Source organism: Acidobacteriota bacterium (assembly GCA_016184105.1).
Taxonomy (GTDB): Bacteria; Acidobacteriota; Vicinamibacteria; order Vicinamibacterales; family 2-12-FULL-66-21; genus JACPDI01.
Map to the genome: position 1 here is coordinate 24711 of JACPDI010000041.1, position 22763 is coordinate 47473.

Sequence of the window (22763 nt, forward strand, 5' to 3'; positions counted from 1 at the left end):
ATGTTGATGCCCAAGAAGGTCAAGTTCCGGAAGCAGCAGCGCGGCCGCATGGCCGGCAAGGCATGGCGTGGGTCCGATGTGTCGTTTGGCGACTTCGGGTTGAAGGCCCTTGAAGCCTGCTGGCTGACCGATCGCCAGATCGAGGCGGCGCGGGTGGCGATGACCCGATTCATCAAACGTGGCGGCAAGATATGGATCCGGGTCTTCCCCGACAAGCCGATCAGACAAGCCGATCACCAAGAAGCCGCAGGAAACCCGGATGGGGAAGGGCAAGGGCGCGCCGGAGCAGTGGGTGGCGGTGGTCAAGCCGGGCCGCATCCTGTTCGAGATGGAAGGCGTGACCGAGACGGAGGCGCGTGAGGCGATGCGGCTGGCGTCGGCGAAGCTGCCGATCAAGACGAAGTTCGCGACGCGCTTCGCCGAGGAGAAGGCGGTATGAAGGCGGCGGAACTGCGGGGCCTGGGCAGCGACGAGCTGCAGCAGCGCGTCCGCGAGATGGAAGACCAGCTGTTCAAGCTGCGCATGCAGAAGTCGATGGGGCAGCTCGAGGCGGCGCACAAGGTGTCGTCCGTGCGGCGCGACCTCGCGCGGGTCAAGACGATTCTCCGCGAGAAGCAGGGATAACGGCCATGGCAGCGAAAGCAGAAGTGTACGGGCGCGTCGTGAGCGACAAGATGGACCGCACGGTCGTCGTCGCGGTCGAGCGCAAGGTGCGGGACGAGGTGTACGGCAAGCAAGTGCGCCGCACGTCGAAGTTCATGGCGCACGACGAGGAGAACACCGCGAAGGTGGGGGACCGGGTGGCCATCGTCGAGAGCCGGCCGCTCAGCCGCCGCAAGCGCTGGGTCGTGACGCGCGTCGTCGAGAAGGCGCAGGAGGTCTAGAACGCCATGATTCAGATGCGTTCCATCCTCGACGTGGCGGACAACTCCGGCGCGCGGAAGATCAGCGTCATCAACCCGATCGGCGGGTCGACGGGGCGCTACGCGCGGCTCGGGGACATCGTCACGGCGTCGGTGAAGGAAGCGACGCCGGACTCGAACGTGAAGAAGGGGCAGGTGGTGAAGGCCGTGGTGGTGCGGACGCGCAAGGAACAGCGCCGCCGCGACGGCAGCTACATCCGCTTCGATCGCAACGCGGCCGTGCTGATCAACGACCAGGGTGAGCCGATCGGCACGCGCGTGTTCGGCCCGGTGGCGCGCGAGCTGCGCGAGCGCCGGTTCATGAAAATCGTTTCGCTGGCTCCCGAGGTTCTGTAAGCCATGTCTCGTCTCGCCACACCGATTCGGAAGAACGACACGGTCGTCGTGCAGGCGGGCCGCGACCGCGGCAAGCGCGGGCGCGTGCTCCGGATTCTTCCCGCGAAGAACCGCCTGATCGTCGAAGGCGTGAACATGATCAAGCGCCACACGCGCCCCAACCCGGCCAAGCAGGTCAAGGGGGGGATCGTGGAGCGCGAGGCGTCGCTGCACGCGTCGAACGTGCAGCTGGTCTGCCCCGAGTGCAGCGCGGCGACGCGCATCGGCCGCCGCACGCTCGAGGACGGGCGCAAGGTGCGCGTCTGCCGCAAGTGCGAGGGAGTGATCGACAAATGAACCGGCTGAAAGACCGTTACGCGAAGGAAGTCGTGCCGGCGCTGCGCAAGGAGTTCGGGTACAAGAACCCGATGGCCGTCCCCAAGGTCGAGAAGGTCGTGATCAACATGGGGCTCGGCGAGGCGACGCAGAACGCGAAGATCGTCGACACGGGGGCCGACGAGCTGGGGCGCATCACGGGGCAGAAGCCGGTGGTCACGCGCGCGAAGAAGTCGATCGCGCAGTTCAAGGTCCGCAAGGGGATGCCGATCGGCGCGATGGTCACGCTGCGCGGCGAGCGGATGTACGAGTTCCTCGACCGGCTGATCTCGATCGCGCTGCCGCGCGTCCGCGACTTCAAGGGCGTGTCGGCGCGCGGCTTCGACGGGCGCGGCAACTACACGCTCGGGCTGAAGGACCAGTTGATCTTCCCGGAGATCGACTACCTGAAGGTGGACAAGGCGCGCGGCATGAACATCTCGGTCGTGACCACGGCGAAGACCGACGAAGAGGCCCGGTCGCTCCTGAAGCTGATGGGCATGCCGTTCCGGGCGAATTGACACGCGCAGAGGCGGGCCTTCAGGCCCGCCTCTGCCGCACCGCCGGGCTGAAGCCCGGCGGCTACAGTGGGATTTGAGAATGGCGACAACCGCAAAGATCGCGAAAGAGACCCGACCGCACAAGTACGGCATCCGGCACCGCAACCGGTGCCGCCTGTGCGGGCGCCCGCGCGCGTACATGAGGAAGTTCGACCTCTGCCGCCTCTGCTTCCGCAAGCTGGCGCTCGAGGGCGAGATCGCCGGGGTAATCAAGAGTAGCTGGTAGATGGATGAATGTGGTGAGTTGGCGATCACGACATCACCAAGTCGCCAAGTTCAAGCCGAAGGTTCGAAGGTATGACTGACCCGATTGCTGACATGCTCGCGCGGATTCGCAACGCGACGCTCGCGCGCCACTCGCGCGTGGACATCCCCGCGTCGAAGCTGAAAGTGGAGATCGCCCGGATCCTCGAGACCGAAGGCTACATCCAGGGCTACAAGCTGCTGGATGCCCAGCCGGGCGCGCCGCCGCAGGCGCTGCTCCGCATCAACCTCAAATACGGCCCGCGCGGCGAGCGGGTGATTTCCGGTCTGCAGCGCGTCAGCCGTCCGGGGCGCCGCGTCTATCTGGGGCGCGACAGCGTGCCGGAGGTCCTCGGCGGCCTCGGCACGAGCATCCTGACGACCTCGCGCGGCGTCATGACCGGCCGCGAGGCGGTCAAGGCGGGCGTCGGCGGCGAAGTGCTCTGCAACATCTGGTAGGACACATGTCTCGAATTGGCAAGAAAGTCATCATCGTGCCGAAGGGCGTCAAGGTGCACGTCGACGCCGCCGGCGTCGACGTGCAGGGACCGAAGGGCAAGCTGCGCCAGCTGCTGCCGCCGGGCGTCCGCTTCGAGCTGAAGGACGACCACCTGCACGCGCGGACGACCGACGAGAACAACCCGGAGCTCGGGAAGTTCCACGGCCTGGCGCGCAGCCTCGTCGCCAACGCCGTGAAGGGGGTCACCGACGGCTTCCAGAAGGACCTCGACATCGTCGGCGTCGGCTATCGCGCCGAGGTGAAGGGGAAGCAGGTCATCTTCGCGCTCGGCTACTCGCACCCCGTGGTGTTCACCATCCCCGAGGGGATCAACATCGCGGTCGACAAGCAGACGCACATCACGGTGACCGGTATCGACCGCCAGCTGGTGGGCCAGGTCGCGGCCGACATCCGCCGGCTGCGCAAGCCCGACCCCTACAAGCAGAAGGGCGTGCGCTACACGGGCGAAGTGCTGAAGAAGAAGGTCGGGAAGACCGGGGCGTAGTTATGAAGATCAAGACGATGAAGGATCGCCGCGAGCGGATTCGGCTCCGGCAGCGGAAGCGGATCACCGGCACGGCCGAGCGGCCGCGGCTGGCCGTGTTCCGCAGCGACTCGCACATCTACGCCCAGGTCATCGACGATCTGTCGGGCCGCACGCTCGCGTCCGCCTCGTCGACCGAGCCGGCCGTGAAGGGGAAGGCGCCCAAGGGCACCCGCGGCGGCAACACGATGGGGGCGAAGGCGATCGGCAAGCTCATCGCCGAGCGGCTGATTGAAAAAGGCATCAGGCAGGTGGTGTTCGACCGCGGCGGGTTTCTCTACCACGGGCGCGTGAAGGCGATCGCCGAGGCGGCGCGCGAGGCAGGACTGCAGTTTTAGGCACGAATCTTATGATGAGGACACGCGACAAAATCGATCCCTCGCAGCTCGATCTCAAGGACACGGTGGTCTCGATCAGCCGCGTCACGAAGGTCGTCAAGGGCGGCAAGAACCTGAGCTTCAGCGCGCTCGTCGTCATCGGCGACGGCCATGGGGTGGTCGGGTTCGGCATCGGCAAGGCGAAGGAAGTTCCCTCGGCGATCAAGAAGGGGATCGAGGCGGCGAAGAAGTCGCTGATCCGCGTGCCGCTCCAGGGGACGACGATCCCGCACCCGATCGTGGGGCACTTCGGCGCCGGGCGCGTGCTGCTCAAGCCGGCGCCGGACGGCACCGGGATCATCGCGGGGGGCGCGGTGCGCGCGGTCGTGGAGTCGGCCGGCGTCACCAACGTGCTGACGAAGTCGCTCGGCTCGGCCAACGCGCACAACGTCGTGCGCGCGACCGTCGAGGGGCTCTCGCAGCTGAAGGACCCGGCGCTGGTGGCGCGGCTGCGCGGCCGCGATCTCGAACTGGCGGGGGCGCGGGAGTAGCCATGGCGAAGGCGAAGCAGCAGGCGGGCGGCGCCAGGCCGGCCGCGCGCGTGAAGGTCAGGCAGATTCGCAGCGCGATCGGGTTCAACCGGAACCAGGGCATCGTGCTGCAGAGCATGGGGCTGCGCCGGATCGGGCACACGGTGGAACTCGCCGACACGCCCGAGACGCGCGGCATGATCCACAAGGTGCGTCATCTGGTGGAAGTGGTGGACTAAATGGATCTGAGCAATCTCGGCCCCGCGAAGGGCGCCAAGCGTTCGAAGAAGCGGGTGGGACGCGGCCAGGGCTCCGGCCACGGCAAGACGGCCGCGCGCGGCCACAAGGGGGCGCAGTCGCGCTCGGGCTACAAGCGGAAGCGCGGGTTCGAAGGCGGCCAGATGCCGCTGCACCGCCGCATTCCGAAGCGCGGCTTCCACAACATCTTCCGCGATGAGTACGCGGTGGTGAACCTCGATACGCTCGCCGAGCAGTTCGACGCGGGCACCGAGATTACCGTGGACCTGCTGCGCGAGCAGGGGCTCGTGCGGAAGGGCGCGAAGCGGATCAAGGTGCTCGGGCGCGGGGACATCGCGAAGGCGCTGACGGTGCGGGCGCACAAGTTCAGCGGCAAGGCGGCGGAGAAGATCGCCGCGGCGGGGGGCAAGGCCGAGGTGCTCGCGTAAAGGCATATGGACAGCCTCAAGAATCTCTGGCAGGTCGAAGAGCTGCGGAAGCGGATCGGCTTCACGCTGCTGCTCCTCGGCGTCTACCGGATCGGCAACCACATCCCGACGCCCGGCGTGAACCCGCAGGCGCTCGCCGAGCTGGCCAACCAGCTCTCGAACACGATGTTCGGGCTGTACGACATGTTCTCGGGCGGGAACCTCTCGAAGGTGACGATCTTCGCGCTGGGCATCATGCCCTACATCAGCGCGTCGATCATCCTGCAGCTGCTGACGGTCGTCTGGCCGTACCTCGAGCGGCTCTCGAAGGAAGGGGAGCTGGGGCGCCGGAAGATCACGCAGTACACGCGCTACGGGACGATCCTCCTGAGCGTCGTCCAGGCGCTGGGGATCGCGGTGTTCCTGGAGAAGCAGACGAACGTCGCGGGCGGGCTGCACCTGGTGGAGCACGCGGGGTGGACGTTCCGGTTCATGACGGTGCTGACGCTGACCACCGGCACCTGCTTCATCATGTGGCTGGGCGAGCAGATCACCGAGCGCGGCATCGGCAACGGCATGTCGCTCATCATCTACTCGGGAATCGTCGTCGGCTTCCCGAGCGCGGTCGTGACGACGTTCGACCAGCTGCGCACCGGGCAGATGACGCTGCTGCGGCTGGTGCTGCTCGTCGCGATGATGGTGGTCGTGGTGGGCGCGATCGTCTTCGTGGAGCGCGGGCACCGGCGGGTGACCGTGCAGTACGCGAAACGGGTGGTCGGCCGGCGGCAGTACGGCGGGTCGAGCACGCACATCCCGCTGAAGGTGAACACGGGCGGGGTCATCCCGGTGATCTTCGCCTCATCGATCCTCGCGTTTCCGATGACGCTGGCGCCGGCCTTCACCGAGGGCGGCTGGTTCCGGTTGTTCACCGACGCGGTGGCGTACGGGATGCCGCTCTACAACCTGCTGTACATCGCGGGCATCATCTTCTTCGCGTACTTCTACACGGCGATCATCTTCAACCCGGATGACGTCGCGGAGAACATGCGCAAGTACGGCGGGTTCATCCCGGGGATCCGCCCCGGCAAGCGGACGGCCGAGTACATCGACACGATCCTGGCGCGGATCACGCTGGTGGGCGCGATTTACCTCGCGCTCGTCGCGATCCTGCCGGAGCTGCTGATCTCGGGGTTCAAGGTGGCGCCGATCCCGGTCATCGGCGAATGGCTGGACGCCGCGCTCCCGCGGTTCATCACCGAGGGCATGAACGTGCAGTTCTATTTCGGCGGCACGTCGCTGCTGATCGTGGTCGGCGTGGCGATGGACACGGTGCAGCAGGTGGAATCGCAGCTGATCATGCGGCACTACGACGGCTTCATGCGACGGACCCGGATCCGGGGGCGCAGGGGCTAGCCCCGTGTCGCGCAACCTGATCATCCTGGGCCCCCCGGGTGCCGGCAAGGGCACCCAGGCGGAGCGGTTCGCACGCGAGGAGGGGATCCCGAAGATCTCGACGGGAGACATCCTGCGCGAGGCGGTTGCTGCGGGGACCGACGTGGGGCGCATCGCGAAGCGCGCGATGGACGCCGGCCAGCTCGTCAGCGACGACGTCATGATCGCGATTGTGCGGGAGCGGTTGTCGCGCCCGGACGTCGCGCGCGGGTTCATCCTCGACGGCTTCCCGCGCACGGTGGCGCAGGCCGAGGCGCTCGACGCGATGATGGAGGGGCGGCCGTCGCTGCTCGTCATCGAGTTCCGGGTGCCGACCGAGGAGCTGGTGCGGCGCACCGCACAACGGCGCGTCTGCAACCGCTGCGGCTTGACGACCACGGCGGACGGCACGGTGAACTGCCCGCGGTGCGGCGGCGAGCTGCTCGTCAGGAGCGACGATGGCGCCGAGGTCGTGCGGGAGCGCCTGCAGGTCTACGAGCGGCAGACCCGCCCGCTGGTCGAGTATTACCGGTCGCGGCCGACCTTTCGCGTGCTGAACGGCAACCAGGCGCAGGACGCCGTCGCGGCGGCGCTCCGGCAGGCGGTGTGCGAGGCGCAGGCGGCGGGGACCAGGCGGCCAAGCGGCGCGGACGGCGCGGCGGAGCTGATGTGATCGTCTGCAAGTCGGCGGCCGAGCTGCAGCGGATGAGCACGGCGAACGCGCTGGTGGCGGAGATCCTCGCCGACCTCGCGTCGCATGCGCAGCCGGGCGTGACGACCGCGGAGCTGGATCGGATCGCCGAGAAGCGCGTGCGCGAGGCCGGGGCGGTGCCGGCGTTCAAAGGGTACCGCGGATATCCGGCCACGCTGTGCGCGTCGGTGAACGAGGAAGTGGTCCACGGCATCCCGTCGGACCAGCGGCGCCTGGCCGACGGCGACGTCATCTCGCTCGACATGGGCGTGCTCCTCGACGGGTTCTACGGCGACTCGGCGGTGACCGTCGGCGTCGGCCGGATCAGCGCGCAGGCGTCGGACCTGCTGCGCGTGACGGAAGAGGCGCTGTATCGCGGCATCGACGCGGCGCGGATCGGCGGGCGGCTGTCGGACATCGGCCACGCGATCCAGGACTGGGTCGAGCAGCACGGGTTTTCCGTGGTGCGCGAGTTCGTGGGGCACGGGATCGGCACGAAGCTCCACGAGGAGCCGCAGATTCCGAACTACGGCCAGGCGGGCCGCGGGCCGCGGCTGGTCGAGGGCATGGTGCTCGCGATCGAGCCGATGGTGAACGCGGGGCGCGCCAGCGTGAAGGTGCTGCCCGATGGCTGGACCGCGGTCACGCGGGACGGCAGCCTGTCGGCGCACTTCGAGCACACGGTCGCGATCACGGGCGACGGCCCGCTGATCCTGACGAGGCGGAACGGCCAGGCGCACCGGCTCGCGGCGCGGGCGCGGCAATAGGCGGGCGTCACGACGAGGACGGAAGTCGACGGGACCGTCCGGGAGCAGCTGGAATACGCGCTCTACCGCGTGGAGCTTGACGGGCACCACGAGGTGACCGCGCACGCGCCCGGCGGCCCGCACCGCAACTTCGTGCGGCTGCTCGTGGGCGACCGGGTACGGGTCGAGCTATCGCCGCGCGACGCGAAGCGCGGGAGGATCGTGAAGAAACTGTTATGAAGGTACGAGCATCGGTAAAGCGCATCTGCGCGAACTGCAAGGTCGTCCGGCGGCGCGGCGTCGTCCGGGTGATCTGCACGAACCAGAAGCACAAGCAGCGGCAGGGATAGATCAGCGGCCGGTGGCCGGTGATCAGTGGCCGGTAAAGCGACGACGACTGACCACTGACGACTGAGCACTGACCACTGACCACTACAAGGATCGAGAAGCATGGCACGCATAGCAGGCGTCGATCTTCCGCGCACCAAGCGCGTTGAAGTCGGCCTCACGTACATCTACGGCATCGGCCGCAAGCGGTCGAACGACATCCTGGGCGCGGCGGGCGTCAGCCCGGACGTCCGCGTGAAGGATCTGTCGGAAGACGACGTGCGGAAGATCAGCCGGGTCATCGAGGAGCAGGGCGGGGTCGAAGGGGACCTTCGCAAGGAAGTCTCGATGAACATCAAGCGGCTGATGGAGATTGGCAGCTTCCGCGGGCTGCGGCACCGCCGCAACCTGCCGGTGCGCGGCCAGCGCACGCGCACCAATGCGCGGACCCGCAAGGGCCCGCGGCGCGGTGCAGTGGCGAAGAAGAAGACGGTGTAGCGATGGCAAAGACAGAACCGCAGACCGACGCGGCAGTCACGCCGGAAGGTGGAAAGAAGCCTGCCGGCAAGCGCAAGAAGACGTTCAAGAAGCGCGGCGAGAAGCGCGTGGTGCACCACGGCTACGCGATGATCCAGGCATCGTTCAACAACACGATCATCACGATCACCGATCCGGACGGGTCGGTCATCTCGTGGTCGAGCGCGGGCGCGATCGGCTTCAAGGGGTCGCGCAAGGGCACGCCGTTCGCCGCCACGCAGGCGGCGATCGCCGCCGGCAACGCGGCCAAGACGTTCGGGCTGCGCAGCGTCGAGGTGCGGGTCAAGGGCCCGGGGGCGGGGCGCGAGTCGGCGATCCGGGCGCTGCAGACGGTCGGGATCGACGTGAAGTCGATCCGCGACGTGACGCCGATCCCGCACAACGGATGCCGGCCGCCGAAGCGGCGGCGGGTCTGACACTGACCACTACAGCAAGGAAGAAGAATGGCTCGTTACATTGGTCCCGTTTGCCGGCTGTGCCGGCGTGAAGGCATGAAGCTCTTCCTGAAGGGAGAGCGGTGCTACACGGAGAAGTGCGCGATCGAAAAGCGCAATCTGCCGCCAGGCCAGCACGGGAAGGCGCGCAAGGCGAAGCTCGTGGGGTACGGGCTGCAGCTGCGCGAGAAGCAGAAGGTCAAGCGCATCTACGGCGTTCTCGAGAACCAGTTCCGCCGCTACTTCGAGACGGCGGAGCGGACGCGCGGGATCACCGGCGAGACGCTGCTGCAGCTCCTCGAGCGGCGGCTCGACAACGTGATCTACCGCCTCGGCCTCGCCACCTCGCGCCCGCAGGCGCGCCAGCTGGTGCGCCACGGCCACTTCTTCGTCAACGGCAAGAAGGTGGACGTGCCGTCGTACTCGGTGAAGGCGGGCGACGTGATCAGCGTGAAAGGGGCCGGCGCGCAGAGCGCGGTGCTCGCGCACGCGATGGAAGAGGTGAAGGGGCGCGGCATTCCCGAGTGGCTGCAGTTCGATCCGTCGAACCTGTCGGGCCGCGTGATGTCGCTCCCGACGCGCGAGCAGATCAACCTGCCGGTGCAGGAGCAGCTGATCGTCGAGTTGTATTCGAAGTAACGGTGCCCCGCCGGCCTCAAGGCCGGCGGCCACACGTGCACGTGTAGCGGCGGGCCTTCAGGCCCGCCGATGATCGTGATCGTCAGAGAGGATCTAAGAACATGCTGTGGAAAGGTTTCCAGCGGCCCAAGCGGCTGGAGGTTGAGCGCGAGACCCTGACGGACCGGTTCGGCCGGTTCTACGCGCAGCCGTTCGAACGCGGCTTCGGAACCACGATTGGCAACAGCGTCCGCCGCGTGCTGCTGTCGTCGATCGAGGGTGCGGCGGTGACGGCCGTCAAGATCGACGGCGTCCTGCACGAGTTCTCGCCGATTCCGGGTGTCGTCGAGGACGCGACGGACATCATCCTGAACCTGAAGCAGATCCCGCTGAAGATGCACGTCGATCAGCCCAAGACGCTGTACGTCCGCGTCGAGAAGCCGGGCGAGGTGCGCGCGCGCGACATCCAGACCGACGCCGACATCGAGATCCTCGAGCCCGATGCCCACATCGCCACGGTGAGCGAAGGCGGCAGGCTCGTGATGGAGCTGCGCGTGAAACGCGGGCGCGGGTACGTCGCGGCCGACAAGAACTTCGACGAGGACCTCGGCATCGGGTGGATCCCGATCGACTCGGTGCACTCGCCGATCAAGAAGGTGAACTACCTCGTCGAGGCGGCGCGCCTGGGGCAGACCACGGACTACGACAAGCTGACGCTCGACGTCTGGACCAACGGCGCCATCACGCCGCGCGAGGCGGTGTCGCAGGCGGCGCGGCTGGTGCGCGATCACCTCAGCATCTTCATCAGCCTCGAGGACGTCGACGAGGCGACCGGCGAGGCCGCCGCGGAGCAGCCGCGCACGGTGCTCAACGAGAACCTGGACAAGTCGGTCGAGGAGCTGGAGCTGTCCGTCCGGTCGTACAACTGCCTCAAGAACGCGAACATCCGCACGATCCGCGAGCTGGTGCAGAAGACCGAAGGCGAGATGCTGAAGACGAAGAACTTCGGCCGCAAGTCGCTGAACGAGATCAAGGAAATCCTGTCCAGCATGGGCCTGAGCCTCGGGATGCGGCTCGACCAGCCCACGCATGCGCAGGAATAGTTACGCGTAGTGGCCACTGGCCGCTACAGAGATACAGACATGCGTCATAGAGTTGGACAACGAAAGCTGGGACGGGTCACCGAGCACCGCATCGCGCTGCTGCGGAACCAGGCGCAGGCTCTCATCCGCCACGAGCGGATCGAGACGACGGTGCCCAAGGCCAAGGAGCTGCGCCCGTTCGTCGAGCGCCTGATCACCATCGCGAAGCGCGGTCTCGCCGACGGCGAGACCGTGCGCGTCGTGACGGCGCGCCGGCTCGTCGCGCGCGATATCCACGACAACGACATCGTGTCGAAGCTGTTCGAGACCATCGCGCCCCGCTTCGCGGAGCGGCCGGGCGGTTACACCCGCATCCTGAAGCTCGGACACCGGCGCGGCGACTCGGCGGCCGTCGCGCAGGTGGAGCTTGTCGGCAGCGAGTACGATCCGAAGGCCGAAGAGGCCGCGAAGGAAAGCGGCGAGGCCGAGAAGTCCAAGTCGAAGGGGGTCGGCGGCCGGCTCAGGGCCGCGGCCGATCGGCTGCGCGGCGGCCGGAAGGACAAGGCGGAAACCGCCGACGCGGCGGAAGCCGCCGAGGCGCGCCAGGCCAAGGCCGCCAAATCCAAGAAGGCCGGGCCGACCCGCGGAAAGGCCAAGACGGGCGGGTCCAAGCGCGGACAGTAGACAATTTGAGGATTGGAGGATTGGTGATTTGAGAATCGGCTGCTCTCAAATCAAATCCTCCAATCCTCCAATTCAGGCCTCGGTCAGACTTCTTCCGCCGCCTCCTGCCCGCGTTCCGCCTTCGACGCGGCGATGATCTTGCCGTGCAGGTGCGCCGGCACCTCCTCGTAGTGCGAGTACTCCATGTGGTACGAGCCGCGCCCACCGGTGGCTGACGTGAGGTGCTGCTCGTAGGTCAGCATCTCGGCCATCGGCACCTGCGCCTTGACCACGGTCATCGAGCCGCGCTGCTCCATGCCCTGGACGCGGCCGCGACGGCCGTTGATGTCCCCCATCAGGTCGCCCGCGTAGTCGCTGGGCGCGTAGATCTCGACATCCATGATCGGCTCGAGCAGCGTCGGCCGCGCCCGCGACATCGCGTCCTTGAACGCGAGCGACCCGGCCATCTTGAACGACAGCTCGTTCGAGTCCACCGCGTGGAACTGGCCGTCGGTCAGCCGCACGCGGAAGTCCACGACCGGGTAACCGGCGAGGTAGCCGCGCATGCGCGTGTCCTGGATGCCCTTCTCGACGGCCGGGATGAACTGCCTCGGGATGGACCCCCCAAAAATGTCGTCCACGAATTCGAAGTCGCTCCCGCGCGGCAGCGGCTCGACGGTGATCTTGCAGTCGCCGAACTGGCCGTGGCCGCCCGTCTGCTTCTTGTGGCGGCCGTGCGCGTCGGTGGCCACCGTGATCGTCTCGCGGTACGGGATGCGAGGCAGCTTGAGGTTGACCTCGACGCCGAAGCGGCGCTTGAGCTTCGCCACCGTGACCTCGATGTGCATCTGGCCCTGCCCGGCGAGCAGCAGTTCCTTCGTCTGCGGATCGCGCGTGTAGGCGATCGTCGGATCTTCCTCCTGGAGGCGGTGCAACGAGGTGCTGATCTTGTCCTCGTCGCCGCGGCTCTTCGGCTCGATCGCATACGAGATGACGGGCTCCGGGAACGTGATGGCCGGGAGTGTCGCGGTGGCGGTCTTCTCGCCGAGCGTGTCGTTGGTGGTGGTCTCCTGGCTGCCAAGCCGCTCCTGCGTGTCGCGCGTGACGTTCTGAACGGTCGCATCCGACTTCAGGCTGCCGGACAGGACGCGGAACATCGTGATGCGTCCTGCGAAGGGATCCGCCATCGTCTTCCACACAAACGCGGCGCAGGGCGCGCTGTCGTTGACCGGCAGGTCAACCTCCTCGCCTCCCTTGATCTTCACCCCCTTCAGGGCGCGCTCCAGCGGCGAGGGGGCCAGCGAGACGACCGCGTCGAGCAGCGCCTGGCTGCCGACGTTCTCGATCGCCGACGCGCACAGCATGGGGAAGATGCGGCGCGCGAGCACGCCGCGCTTGAGGCCGCCGGCGAGCTCTTCCTGCGTGAGCGTGCCGGCCTCGAAGAACTTCTCCATGAGGGTGTCGTCGGCCTCCGCGACCATCTCGATGAGCGCTTCGCGGGCGGCCTTCGCCTGGTCGGCCATGCCGGCCGGAATCTCGGATTCCTGCGGCTTGCCCCCCGAGAAGGTCACCGCCTTCATCGACAGCAGGTCGACAACCCCTCTGAAATCCTTCTCTTCGCCGATTGGGAGCTGCACGGGGACCACCGAGCGCCCGAATGCCTCGTGCATGCTGGCCAGCGCGCGGTCGAGGTTGGCGCGCTCGCGATCCAGCCGGTTCAGCACGACGATGCGCGGCACGTCGTATTCCTCGGCGACGGCCCAGGTCTTTTCGGTCGTGACCTGCGCGCCCGAGACGGCATCCACGACCACGAGCGCGCAGTCGCAGACGCGCAGCGCGGCGCGGGCTTCGCTGAGGAAGTTGGCCATGCCCGGCGTGTCCACGAAATTGATTTTGGTCTTCTGCCACTCGGCGAACGCGAGGCTGGCGGAGAGCGTGTGCTTGCGGGCGATTTCCTCGTCGTCGTAGTCGGTGACCGTCGTCCCGTCGTCCACTTTCCCGTGGCGCGTGACGGCGGCGGCGGTGAAGAGCAGGGTGGAAGCGAGCTGGGTCTTGCCGGCGCCGCTGTGTCCGACAAGGGCGACGTTGCGCAGGCTTCCCGCGTCGTAAACCTTCATAGGGGTACCCTCCGAGCTGACGCAGGCAGGGTGTCAGCTCTCAGCGATCGGCTGCCGGTTATCAGTTCATGTCGGTCCCGGAAATCAGGGGTGTCACGTCAGATCGTATGCGACCCCGGAGGGCGTACTCAAGCGCGCAGAGGGGTCCCCGGCGGCGGGTTTTCCGAAGCTCAGGTTTGGCTCCGACCGACCTTTGGCGGTACCCTGCTGTCGAGCCATGACAGCTCCGGCCCCCCTGACGCCTTCCGTCGTCGTCCTCGACGACGAGCCGATTGCGCGGGCGTTGCTGCGCCGGTTTCTGACGAAGTACGGCTATCGGCCGGTGGAAGCCGCGACGGCGGGCGAGGCGCTTGCCGCGCTGCGCCGGGGTCCGGTGGACGCCGTCATCCTGGACGTGCGCCTGCCGGAGACGCTCACGGGCCTTGACGTGTTGCGAATGCTGCGGCGTGAAGCGCCCCTGGCCACCGTGCCGGTCATCATCCTGACCGGAGCGGTCCTCAGCGACGAAGAAGAGCGCGAGGTGACCCGCGAACGCGGATTTCTGTTCGCGAAGCCCGAAAGCCTGGACGTCCTGATCAAGTTCCTGGACCAGCTCCTGGGACGGGACCAGCCGCAGTAGGCCGATCCCGGATGTCCACCACAGCATCCGCGGAACCCGCAGGAGGAGCCTTCAGGGCGGGCGGCTCCCGCGAGTTCCGTGGTGAGCCTACTCGTACCGCAGCGCTTCGATGGGATCGAGCCGCGAGGCGCGGAGCGCGGGATACATGCCGAAGAAGATCCCGACGATCGCGGAGAAGGCGAACCCGAGCGCGAAGGACCACCAGGGAAGGAACACGGGGAAGCCGGTGAAGTAGTGCACGGCGACGCCGATGGCGCTGCCCAGCAGGATCCCGATCAGGCCGCCCACGCAGGTCAGGAAGACGGCCTCGAACAGGAACTGCCAGAGGACCTCCTGCCGGCGCGCGCCGAGCGCCTTGCGCAGGCCGATCTCGCGCGTGCGCTCTGTCACCGAGATCGTCATGATGGCGGTGACGCCGATGCCCCCCACCATCAACGCGATTGAAGAGATCACCACCAGCGCCAGGAAGATGGCCTGGCTGAACTTGTCCCAGATCTTCATGCCCGCCTCCTGCGTGACGATGTCGAAGTCGTCCTCCTGGTCGAGCCGCAGGTTGTGCCGCGCGCGCATGATGCTGCGGACTTCGGCGATCGCCTCGTCGCGCGTCGCGTTCTCGCGGGGGACGACGGCGATCATCGCGCTGCGCATGGCACTGGCGTTGGTGGCGACGCCGCGGAAGCGGAGCCGGTCGTTTCCGACCTGTCCGTAGAACTTCTGGTGGGTGGTGTACGGCACGACGACGAAGTCATCCGCGCCGACGTTGAAGCCCCCCGGGCTCGGGCGCTTGCCGAGCACGCCGACGACGGTGTACTCGTCGCTGCCGATCCGGACGACCTTCTCGAGCGGGTCGATGTTGTCGAAGAGCGACTCGAACGCGGTGCGGCCGAGGACCACGACCTGGCGGCGGCGCTGCACCTCGCCGTCGTTGAAGAACCGCCCCATGTCGAGCTTCACGAAGTTCACGGCCGCGAAGTTCTGGGTCGCGCCGAACACGACGAGCGGCTTGGTCCGCTTGTTCCGGTAGAAGATCCGCTCCTGGGTGGCGATGCCCCACGCGCCGATCCAGACGTCCACGCGGTCGAGCGTCTCCGACTCGCGCTCGATCGCCTTCGCGTCGGCGACGCTGAGCGTGGGGCGCTTGATCAGGTCCGCGAACGCCTTGCCTTGCGTCATGCTGACGGCGCCGAATTTCTGGACGAACAGCGTCTTGGGCCCGAGCTCGCGGAACATGTCCCGCATCGACTCGTCGAAGCCCTTGATCACGGCGGTCATGCCGACCAGCGCGGTGATGCCGATCACGATGCCGAGGATCGTCAGCCCGGACCGCATCTTGTTGGTGCGCACCGTGTCGAACGCCATGCGGACGATCTCGTCGAGAAGCCCGGCCCGGATCGCCACGCGCTACTCCCTCCGCAAGGCCTCGATCGGGTCGAGGCGCGCCGCGCGCATGGCGGGGTACAGGCCGAAGAACAGGCCCACGCCCGCGGTAATGGAGAGCCCCAGCACGACCGACCACGGTTCGACCGCCGAGGGGATCGGCGTCAGCGTGCTGACGATCCGGGCGAGGACGAAGCCCAGGAAGATGCCGGCCACGCCGCCCACCGTGGACAGCGTGATCGACTCGGTGAGGATCTGCCAGGTGATGTCCCGGCGCCGCGCGCCGAGCGCCTTGCGCAGGCCGATCTCCGACGTGCGCTCGGTGACGACCATCAGCATGATGTTCATGATCACGATGCCGCCCACCACCAGCGACAGCGCGACGACCCCGATGAGCACCGCAAAGATGCCGTTGGTGGCCGAGTGGTAGATGTCCAGCAGCGTGTCGGACGTGAACATGCCGAAGTTGTCGTCCTGCCGCGCGCGCAGCCGGCGCGACGCCCGCAGCGCGACGATCGCATCGTCCATGGCCGCCGCGAGGACCTCGGGGTTCTTCGGCTTGACGGTCAGGTCGAGGCTGCGGCGCGACCCGAACAGCTTGAACCAGGCGCCGAGCGGGATCAGCGCGAACTCGTCCTGCGAGTGGCCAAAGGCGGATCCCTTCTTCTCGGCAACGCCGAGCACGCGGAAGTGGATGCCCTCGATCGTGACGATCCTCTCCAACGGGTCCTGCGGTCCGAACAGCTTGTCCGCCGTGTCGTACCCGAGGATGACGACGTTGCGGTTGCGATCGTTCTCGCTCGGGCTGATCAGCCGCCCCTTCTCCATGTCGTACCCGGAGAAGTACACGTAGTCGCGCGAGACGCCGCGCGTGCGGACCGCGTCCAGCTTCTTGTCGCGATAGCGGATCTCCGCCTGGGCGCCCGCCTCGGCCATCACCGCCGAGATGTTGGAGCTGAAGCGGCGGATCGCGGCCGCGTCCTCGAGGGTGATCCGCGGGTTGTTCCGGACCTTGTCGAAGTCCTCGTCGCTGCGGGTGATGGGGTAGCGCTGCACCGAAAACGAGTCGGCGCCGACGTCGCTCAGGATGACGTCGGTCACGTAGCCGTTCATGCCCTGGATGAGCGACACCACCGCGATGATCGACGTCACGGCCACGATGTTGCCGAGCAGCGTGAGGAACGACCGCAGCTTGTTCGCCCAGACCGCGTTCAGGGCGATGCGAGCCGACTCGAGGAATTGATACACGTCTTACTTCTTCTTCGTCTCGATCTTCACCGCGTCTCCGTCGCCGAGCGTTCTCACCGAGCTGAACGGCCCGGTGATCACCTGGTCCCCTTCCTTGATCCCGGAGAGCACCTCGAAGTACTTCTCGCCCGCGATGCCGGTCTTGACCGGCGTGAACTCGGCGCGGCCCTCGCGCACGAGGAACACGCCTTCGATCTCCTTGCGCGTCTGACCCGCCTTGAGTTCGGCCGCCTGCACGCCCACGGAGGAGGAACGCCGCCGCGTCTTCGTGGCGCGGGGCTCGCGGACGATGCGGCCCTGCTCGTCCACCGTGAATTCGCGCACGGTCGTCGCCTGGATGGGGACGCCGACGGCATTCTCGCGCGTCGCCGTCGTGATCTCCGCCGTGCACGTGAACCCGGGGCGCACTTCGGGGATCTGCGCGTCCGCGGTCACGACGACCTTGAAGTTGGTCGCCTGCCGCTGCCCGGTCTGCGCCGCCTGGATCGGGCTGTTGCCGATCTCGGTCACCTTGCCGGTAAACGTCCTGTCCGGCATCGCGTCAATCGTGATCTTCGCGGGCTGCCCGAGCCTGACGCTCGGGATGTCGGTCTCGTCCACCTCGACTTCCGCCTCGATGATCGACATGTCGGCGATCGTCAGCAGCTGCGTCCCCGGGTTGTTCATCGTCCCGATGACGACCGTCTCCCCCTCCTCGATGTTCCGCCGCGTGACGATGCCGTCGATGGGCGACTCGATCCGGACCTTGCTCAGGTCGTAGCGCGCGTTGGCGAGGTTGGCGCGCTCCTGGCCGGCCCGGATGCGCAGCGTTTCGATCTGCTTCTCCTGGTTGCGCACCTCGATTTCGCGCTGGCGCGCCTCGGTCTCGGCGCGATCGAGGTTTTCCTTCGTCGTGAGGCCCTGCTTCCAGAGCTCGCGCTGGCGCGCGACCGTATCCTGGGCGAGCGTGTACGCGGTGCGCGCCGATTCCAGCGCCACGCGCATCTGCTCGAGCTGCGCCTGCGAGGCGCGGACGCCCGCCTCGCCGCTCTCGACGCGCGTCTGCAGGTTGCGCGGGTCGATCTGCAGCAGGAACTGGCCGCGCGTGACGTTCTGGCCCTCCTCGACCGCGAGGTCGACGACGCGCCCCATCGTGTCGGCGCTGATGTTGACCGAGCGCTTCGGCTGGATCTTGCCCGAGGCCGAGACAATCGCCTCGAGCCGGTGCCGCCTGATGGCTTCCGCGTCGACGGTGACCGCGTCGTTCCGCCTGAACGCGAGATTCGCAATCGCGATCGCTGCGAGGGCGAGAACAACGACAACGGCGATGATGATCTTGTTCCGCGACATCTTCATGAGTTATCCGTTACGGCCGGCCATCACCGCGGCAATCACAATCACAATCGCAATCAGCGCGTAGATGCCCAGAAACGTCGTGAGAATCGGCTGCGTGCGGCGCCGGTACAGCACCGCCAGGCCAATCGCCAGGACGGCAAACCACCAGATCCAGAACAGGTCGATCGTGCCGAGCAGGCGCGCGAAAAACGACGTGTCGTCCAGCATCGGGAAGAAGACCGCCAGGTTCGTGGAGCTGTCGAGCGACCCGCGCGCGTACGCGATCGGCGTCGAAAAGAGCTGCTGCACCAGCGTGATGACCGACGAGTAGACCGTGACCGCGAAGACCTGCTTGAAGCTCGCGGCGCCTCCCAGCGCCGCGTTGAACACCACGAACAGGATGCCGGCGATCGCCGCCAGCAGCAGCCCCCAGGCCAGACCGTTGAGCACGCCGAAATATTTCACGCGCCCGATCCCCTGCTCGAGGCGGGACTCGATTTCGGGGGTGACCTCCATCCCGAAGGCTTCCATGCTGTCCAACTGCTTGGCCAGCACCGCCTCCTGCCCAACCTCCGTGCTCATGAAGACGAAGGAAATGACCCCCATCGTCAGCAAGATGATGACCATCGCGCCCAGCCATTTCGGCTGGGCCACGACCTGCTCGAAGGTCGCGCGGGGAGAAAAAACGATCCCGATAAGCCTGGCCAGAACGCCAGACCGGGCAGGGCTCGGCCCTGTGTCAGCGAGTGATGTCGGCATGGCGGGTCTCTCGGGTGAGTAGAAAGGCCGGGTCCCGCAAGGCGGAGCCCTCATCCAAATTGTACTCCAGATGGTTATACGAAGCGGCCGTTCTGGCGGTTTCGATTTCGGATAATCTGGCCTCATGTCCCGACAAAAACGCACGCTGCTGACGGTTTTGGCACTGCTGTTGGGCAGCGATGGAAGGGCACTCGCCCAACCTTTTGAGGAAGCCGGCGTCCGCGCCCTCGGGCTGGGGGGGGCCTTTGTTGCCGTGGCAGACGATGCGGCCGCGGCGTGGTGGAATCCGGCGGGTCTGGCAAGCGGGCCGTTCTTCAACCTGATCCTGGAGAGACAGGCGCGCCGCCGTGAGCCGGACCCCGACCCGTCGCGGCTGGCGCGTTCGGCAATCGACCAGAGCGTGACCGGGTTCGCCCTCGCGACTCCACCGCTGGGCCTCTCGTACTACCGAACCCGGTACACGGCTGTGCCTGCAGCAGGCGAACGGATCGGCCGAGAAAGCGGCAATACCCCAGTGCGGTCGCTCGTCACGCACCAGACGGGAGTGACGCTGGCGCACTCGCTCACGAGCGCCCTCGTCGTCGGATCCACGCTGAAATTCGTCCGCGGCGTGGCCGCCGCCGGGATGGAGGTGGAGGGGGGAACCGGCGTGGTGCTCGACCGGGCAGCCGACCTTGTGGGGCGCGCGACCAACAGGTTCGATGCCGACCTGGGGATCCATTGGAACGCCGGCGCGCTGCGGGCGGGGCTCACCGTGCGCCACCTGGCAGAGCCGTCGTTCAGGGCGGTGGACGGCCAGAGGTTCATGCTCGAGCGCCAGGCGCGCGCCGGCGTTGCGCTTGCCCTCGGAGCGGAGACGACGCTCTCGGCCGACGTAGATTTGACCGAGCAGCGCGAAGACCTCGCCGGACGCCGGGTGGCGGTTGGCATCGAGCGCCGCTGGCTGCCCCGATTTGCGCTCCGGGGAGGAGTCCGCACGACGACGCGCTCGGAGGGCGAAAGGGTATTCGCCCTGGGCGGCAGCATCGCGGTGCGGCCGGGCATCTGGGTGGATGGGTTTTGGAGCCAAGGCCAGGACAATGACAGCCGTTGGGGGGTGGCGGGGCGAGTGGCGTACTAAGGTCGCCGGTGTCCGCAGGCCTGAAGGCCGGCGTCTGCACCTCCAACGTCCGCATCTACACATACTTGCACGCGGTGACAATTACTGTTCTGTCTTGACAAAAAATGTCAGAGCGGGCGACAATACCCTTTCCCCAGAGCACAACGCGCCTTCACGTGAGGGAGTGGTCCGCATCTAAATGGCTGTCCGCATCGGCGAGCTGCTGCTCAAAGAGAAGCGCATCACGCCTGCCCAGCTGCAGGAGGCGCTGAACTACCAGAAGCAGAACGGCGGCAAGCTCGGGTTCAATCTCGTCAAGCTGGGGTTCGTCAAGGACGAGGAGATCACGGCGCTCCTCTCGAAGCAGTACGGCGTTCCCTCCATCAACCTGCACCAGTTCGACATCGATCCGACCGTCATCAAGCTGGTTCCGTCCGACACGGCGCACAAGTACCAGATCATTCCGCTCTCGCGCGCCGGCGCCACGCTGACCATTGCGATGACGGACCCGACGAACGTGTTCGCCATGGACGACATCAAGTTCATGACGGGCTACAACGTCGAGCCCGTCGTGGCGTCGGAAACCGCGGTTCTGGATGCGATTTCGAAGTACTACATTGCGGCGGCTGCCCCCGCGGGCGGGGCGAAGGGGGACGGGCAGGGCCAGGGCGTCTCGCTCGAGTTCGCGACCAGGGCGCTCGAGGAGGTGTCGCAGGTCGGCGACGAAGACGTCGAGGTGCTCGAGGAGCTGGACCAGATCGACGTCGGGGCGCTGGAGAAGCAGAGCGGCGAGGCGCCGGTCATCCGGCTCGTGAACCTGATGCTGATCTCCGCCATCCAGAAGGGCGCCAGCGACATCCACATCGAGCCGTACGAGAAGGAGTTCCGGGTCCGGTTCCGGATCGACGGCATCCTCTACAACATCATGCAGACCGCCATGAAGTTCCGCGACGCGATCACGTCGCGCCTCAAGATCATGGCGAAGCTCGACATCGCCGAGAAGCGGCTGCCGCAGGACGGCCGCATCAAGATCCGGTTTGCCGACAACGTCGGCCAGAAGGAAATCGACTTCCGCGTCTCGTGCCTGCCCACGCTGTTCGGCGAGAAGATCGTGCTCCGGCTCCTCGACAAGGACAAGCTCATGCTCGACATGACGAGGCTGGGCTTCGAGGCGGAGTCGCTCAAGAAGTTCGAGACGGCGATCCTGAAGCCGTGGGGCATGGTGCTCGTCACCGGTCCGACGGGCAGCGGCAAGACGAACACGCTCTACTCCTCGATCTCCAAGATCAACACGTCGGAAACGAACATCATGACGGCCGAAGACCCCGTCGAGTTCAACCTCGTGGGGGTCAACCAGGTGCAGATCCGCGAGAACATCGGGCTGAACTTCGCCGCGGCGCTGCGTTCCTTCCTCCGGCAGGACCCGAACATCATCCTGGTCGGCGAGATCCGCGATTTCGAAACGGCGGAAATCGCCGTGAAGGCGGCGCTCACGGGCCACCTCGTGCTCTCCACGCTGCACACCAACGACGCGCCGAGCACGATCAACCGCCTGATGAACATGGGCATCGAGCCGTTCCTGGTGGCCAGTTCCGTCAACCTGATTTGCGCGCAGCGCCTCGTGCGGCGCGTGTGCTCCAACTGCAAGGAAGACCACGCGCTGCCGGCCGAGGGACTGAAGGAGGCGGGCTTCACGGCGGAGGAGGCGAAGCACGTCGTCCCGAAGAAGGGGGCCGGCTGCGAGAAGTGCAACGGCACCGGGTACAAGGGACGCGTCGGCCTGTACGAGGTGATGGAGATCACCGACGAACTGCGCGAGCTGATCCTGGTCGGCGCCTCCGGGCTCGAGCTGCGGAAGAAGGCGGTGGAGGAAGGCATGATTTCGCTCCGCCGCAGCGGGCTGCTGAAGGTCAAAGAGGGTGTCACGACGATCGAAGAGGTCGTGCGGGAGACGGTCAGGTAAGGCACACGGCACAAGGGACAAGGGACAAGGAAAAAGGGAAAAGGCAAACAGGCATGGCGACACTTCCGGATCTGTTGAAAGCGCTGGTTGACCTGGACGGGTCCGACCTGCACCTGACCACGAACACGCCGCCGCAGATACGGATTCACGGCAAGCTCCAGCCGCTGGATCTGCCCGTGCTGACGCCGGCCGAGACCAAGCAGCTCGCCTACAGCGTGCTCACCGACTCGCAGAAGAAACGGTTCGAGGAAAGCCTGGAGCTGGACTTCTCGTTCGGGATCCGCGGGCTGGCGCGTTTCCGGTGCAACGTGTTCAACCAGCGCGGCGCCGTGGCCGCGGTGTACCGTGTCATTCCCGAGCGCATCAAGACATTCGAGGAGCTGGGGCTGCCGGCGGTCATTGCGACGCTGGCCGAGCGGCCGCGCGGCCTGGTGCTCGTCACCGGCCCGACCGGGAGCGGCAAGTCCACGACCCTGGCCGCGATGATCGACAAGATCAACAACGAGCGCCACGACCATATCCTCACGATCGAGGACCCGATCGAGTACATCCACCCGCACAAGTCGTGCGTGGTGAACCAGCGCGAGCTGCACAGCGACACGAACTCGTTCACGGCGGCGCTACGGGCCGCGCTGCGCGAGGACCCGGACATCGTGCTCATCGGCGAGATGCGCGACCTGGAGACGATCGAGGCGGCCCTGAGGATCGCGGAGACGGGCCATCTTACATTTGGAACGCTGCACACGAACTCGGCGGCGCAGACGATC

At 66.8% G+C, this 22763-nt stretch carries 31 protein-coding genes and 1 pseudogene; 27 read left to right on the forward strand and 5 right to left on the reverse strand.

From position 1 onward, the window contains the following. The 23 genes and pseudogenes from rplP to rplQ all read left to right on the forward strand — a co-directional run bounded on the left by rplP (nt 1) and on the right by rplQ (nt 11521). Nucleotides 1–439 (forward strand): annotated as a pseudogene (gene rplP / locus HYU53_15280) (50S ribosomal protein L16). Next, entirely contained in the window at nt 436–624 is a 189-nt protein-coding gene (gene rpmC / locus HYU53_15285; GenBank protein MBI2222557.1) for a 50S ribosomal protein L29, read from the forward strand. The pseudogene rplP and the gene rpmC overlap by 4 nt, the downstream one beginning before the upstream one ends. Before the next feature lie 5 nt (nt 625–629). Beyond that, nucleotides 630–884, forward strand: coding sequence for a 30S ribosomal protein S17 (gene rpsQ, locus HYU53_15290; protein MBI2222558.1), 255 nt, complete (start codon nt 630–632; stop codon nt 882–884). Between the two features lie 6 nt (nt 885–890). Continuing rightward, a complete protein-coding gene (gene rplN, locus HYU53_15295; GenBank protein MBI2222559.1) occupies nt 891–1259 on the forward strand; it encodes a 50S ribosomal protein L14 in 369 nt (122 codons plus the stop codon). Nucleotides 1260–1262: 3 nt separating this feature from the next. Further along, nucleotides 1263–1595, forward strand: a complete 333-nt coding sequence (locus HYU53_15300) for a 50S ribosomal protein L24 (protein ID MBI2222560.1) — start codon at nt 1263–1265, stop codon at nt 1593–1595. Further along, nucleotides 1592–2134, forward strand: a complete 543-nt coding sequence (gene rplE / locus HYU53_15305) for a 50S ribosomal protein L5 (protein MBI2222561.1) — start codon at nt 1592–1594, stop codon at nt 2132–2134. The genes HYU53_15300 and rplE overlap by 4 nt, the downstream gene beginning before the upstream one ends. A 79-nt stretch (nt 2135–2213) precedes the next feature. Then, complete coding sequence (locus tag HYU53_15310; GenBank protein ID MBI2222562.1) at nt 2214–2399, forward strand: type Z 30S ribosomal protein S14; 186 nt, start codon at nt 2214–2216, stop codon at nt 2397–2399. Between the two features lie 71 nt (nt 2400–2470). After that, nucleotides 2471–2875 (forward strand): 30S ribosomal protein S8, encoded by a 405-nt coding sequence (gene rpsH / locus HYU53_15315; protein ID MBI2222563.1) that lies wholly within the window; start codon nt 2471–2473, stop codon nt 2873–2875. 5 nt (nt 2876–2880) lie between these two features. After that, on the forward strand, nt 2881–3420 hold the full coding sequence (gene rplF, locus HYU53_15320) for a 50S ribosomal protein L6 (GenBank protein MBI2222564.1): 540 nt from the start codon (nt 2881–2883) through the stop codon (nt 3418–3420). Nucleotides 3421–3422: 2 nt separating this feature from the next. Further along, entirely contained in the window at nt 3423–3797 is a 375-nt protein-coding gene (locus HYU53_15325) for a 50S ribosomal protein L18 (protein ID MBI2222565.1), read from the forward strand. 14 nt (nt 3798–3811) lie between these two features. Next, complete coding sequence (gene rpsE / locus HYU53_15330) at nt 3812–4327, forward strand: 30S ribosomal protein S5 (protein MBI2222566.1); 516 nt, start codon at nt 3812–3814, stop codon at nt 4325–4327. Nucleotides 4328–4329: 2 nt separating this feature from the next. Then, nucleotides 4330–4545: a 50S ribosomal protein L30 gene (gene rpmD / locus HYU53_15335; GenBank protein MBI2222567.1), complete on the forward strand. Its 216-nt coding sequence runs from the start codon at nt 4330–4332 to the stop codon at nt 4543–4545. Then, on the forward strand, nt 4546–4992 hold the full coding sequence (rplO, locus tag HYU53_15340; protein MBI2222568.1) for a 50S ribosomal protein L15: 447 nt from the start codon (nt 4546–4548) through the stop codon (nt 4990–4992). A 6-nt stretch (nt 4993–4998) separates the two neighbouring features. After that, a complete protein-coding gene (gene secY / locus HYU53_15345) occupies nt 4999–6384 on the forward strand; it encodes a preprotein translocase subunit SecY (protein MBI2222569.1) in 1386 nt (461 codons plus the stop codon). A gap of 4 nt (nt 6385–6388) precedes the next feature. After that, entirely contained in the window at nt 6389–7075 is a 687-nt protein-coding gene (locus HYU53_15350) for an adenylate kinase (protein ID MBI2222570.1), read from the forward strand. Then, the gene (map, locus tag HYU53_15355) at nt 7072–7860 is read left to right on the forward strand and encodes a type I methionyl aminopeptidase (GenBank protein MBI2222571.1); all 789 of its coding nucleotides are present in this window, start codon (nt 7072–7074) and stop codon (nt 7858–7860) included. The genes HYU53_15350 and map overlap by 4 nt, the downstream gene beginning before the upstream one ends. 48 nt (nt 7861–7908) lie before the next feature. Beyond that, nucleotides 7909–8079 (forward strand): translation initiation factor IF-1, encoded by a 171-nt coding sequence (gene infA / locus HYU53_15360; GenBank protein ID MBI2222572.1) that lies wholly within the window; start codon nt 7909–7911, stop codon nt 8077–8079. Next, on the forward strand, nt 8076–8189 hold the full coding sequence (rpmJ, locus tag HYU53_15365; GenBank protein ID MBI2222573.1) for a 50S ribosomal protein L36: 114 nt from the start codon (nt 8076–8078) through the stop codon (nt 8187–8189). The genes infA and rpmJ overlap by 4 nt, the downstream gene beginning before the upstream one ends. Before the next feature lie 100 nt (nt 8190–8289). Continuing rightward, entirely contained in the window at nt 8290–8664 is a 375-nt protein-coding gene (rpsM, locus tag HYU53_15370) for a 30S ribosomal protein S13 (protein ID MBI2222574.1), read from the forward strand. Nucleotides 8665–8666: 2 nt separating this feature from the next. After that, nucleotides 8667–9119 carry a 30S ribosomal protein S11 gene (gene rpsK / locus HYU53_15375; GenBank protein ID MBI2222575.1) on the forward strand — a complete coding sequence of 151 codons (453 nt, stop codon included), beginning with the start codon at nt 8667–8669 and terminating at the stop codon, nt 9117–9119. 27 nt (nt 9120–9146) lie between these two features. After that, the gene (rpsD, locus tag HYU53_15380; protein MBI2222576.1) at nt 9147–9776 is read left to right on the forward strand and encodes a 30S ribosomal protein S4; all 630 of its coding nucleotides are present in this window, start codon (nt 9147–9149) and stop codon (nt 9774–9776) included. Nucleotides 9777–9877: 101 nt separating this feature from the next. After that, on the forward strand, nt 9878–10858 hold the full coding sequence (locus tag HYU53_15385) for a DNA-directed RNA polymerase subunit alpha (protein ID MBI2222577.1): 981 nt from the start codon (nt 9878–9880) through the stop codon (nt 10856–10858). Between the two features lie 39 nt (nt 10859–10897). After that, nucleotides 10898–11521 carry a 50S ribosomal protein L17 gene (gene rplQ, locus HYU53_15390; protein MBI2222578.1) on the forward strand — a complete coding sequence of 208 codons (624 nt, stop codon included), beginning with the start codon at nt 10898–10900 and terminating at the stop codon, nt 11519–11521. An 83-nt stretch (nt 11522–11604) separates the two neighbouring features. On the opposite strand, the gene HYU53_15395 is transcribed toward rplQ, so the two are convergent. Next, complete coding sequence (locus HYU53_15395; GenBank protein ID MBI2222579.1) at nt 11605–13617, reverse strand: elongation factor G; 2013 nt, start codon at nt 13615–13617, stop codon at nt 11605–11607. Nucleotides 13618–13834: 217 nt separating this feature from the next. Between HYU53_15395 and HYU53_15400 the strand changes: the two genes are divergently transcribed. Beyond that, nucleotides 13835–14236 carry a response regulator gene (locus HYU53_15400; GenBank protein ID MBI2222580.1) on the forward strand — a complete coding sequence of 134 codons (402 nt, stop codon included), beginning with the start codon at nt 13835–13837 and terminating at the stop codon, nt 14234–14236. Nucleotides 14237–14323: 87 nt separating this feature from the next. Here the strand turns inward: HYU53_15400 and HYU53_15405 are convergent, their stop codons facing one another. From HYU53_15405 to HYU53_15420, 4 genes are read right to left on the reverse strand one after another with little or no spacing between them, the layout of a single operon-like run. Next, on the reverse strand, nt 14324–15634 hold the full coding sequence (locus tag HYU53_15405) for an ABC transporter permease (GenBank protein MBI2222581.1): 1311 nt from the start codon (nt 15632–15634) through the stop codon (nt 14324–14326). 3 nt (nt 15635–15637) lie between these two features. After that, the gene (locus HYU53_15410; protein MBI2222582.1) at nt 15638–16861 is read right to left on the reverse strand and encodes an ABC transporter permease; all 1224 of its coding nucleotides are present in this window, start codon (nt 16859–16861) and stop codon (nt 15638–15640) included. A gap of 3 nt (nt 16862–16864) precedes the next feature. Further along, nucleotides 16865–18196: an efflux RND transporter periplasmic adaptor subunit gene (locus HYU53_15415; protein ID MBI2222583.1), complete on the reverse strand. Its 1332-nt coding sequence runs from the start codon at nt 18194–18196 to the stop codon at nt 16865–16867. Nucleotides 18197–18199: 3 nt separating this feature from the next. Continuing rightward, nucleotides 18200–18829: a YIP1 family protein gene (locus tag HYU53_15420; GenBank protein MBI2222584.1), complete on the reverse strand. Its 630-nt coding sequence runs from the start codon at nt 18827–18829 to the stop codon at nt 18200–18202. Nucleotides 18830–19058: 229 nt separating this feature from the next. On the opposite strand from HYU53_15420, the gene traF reads away from it, so the two are divergent. The 3 genes from traF to HYU53_15435 all read left to right on the forward strand — a co-directional run. Then, complete coding sequence (gene traF, locus HYU53_15425; GenBank protein ID MBI2222585.1) at nt 19059–20054, forward strand: conjugal transfer protein TraF; 996 nt, start codon at nt 19059–19061, stop codon at nt 20052–20054. A gap of 178 nt (nt 20055–20232) precedes the next feature. Next, nucleotides 20233–21996 carry a type IV-A pilus assembly ATPase PilB gene (gene pilB, locus HYU53_15430; protein ID MBI2222586.1) on the forward strand — a complete coding sequence of 588 codons (1764 nt, stop codon included), beginning with the start codon at nt 20233–20235 and terminating at the stop codon, nt 21994–21996. Nucleotides 21997–22049: 53 nt separating this feature from the next. Then, nucleotides 22050–22763, forward strand: a 714-nt coding sequence (locus HYU53_15435; GenBank protein MBI2222587.1) for a PilT/PilU family type 4a pilus ATPase, incomplete at its 3' end; no start/stop codon positions are given.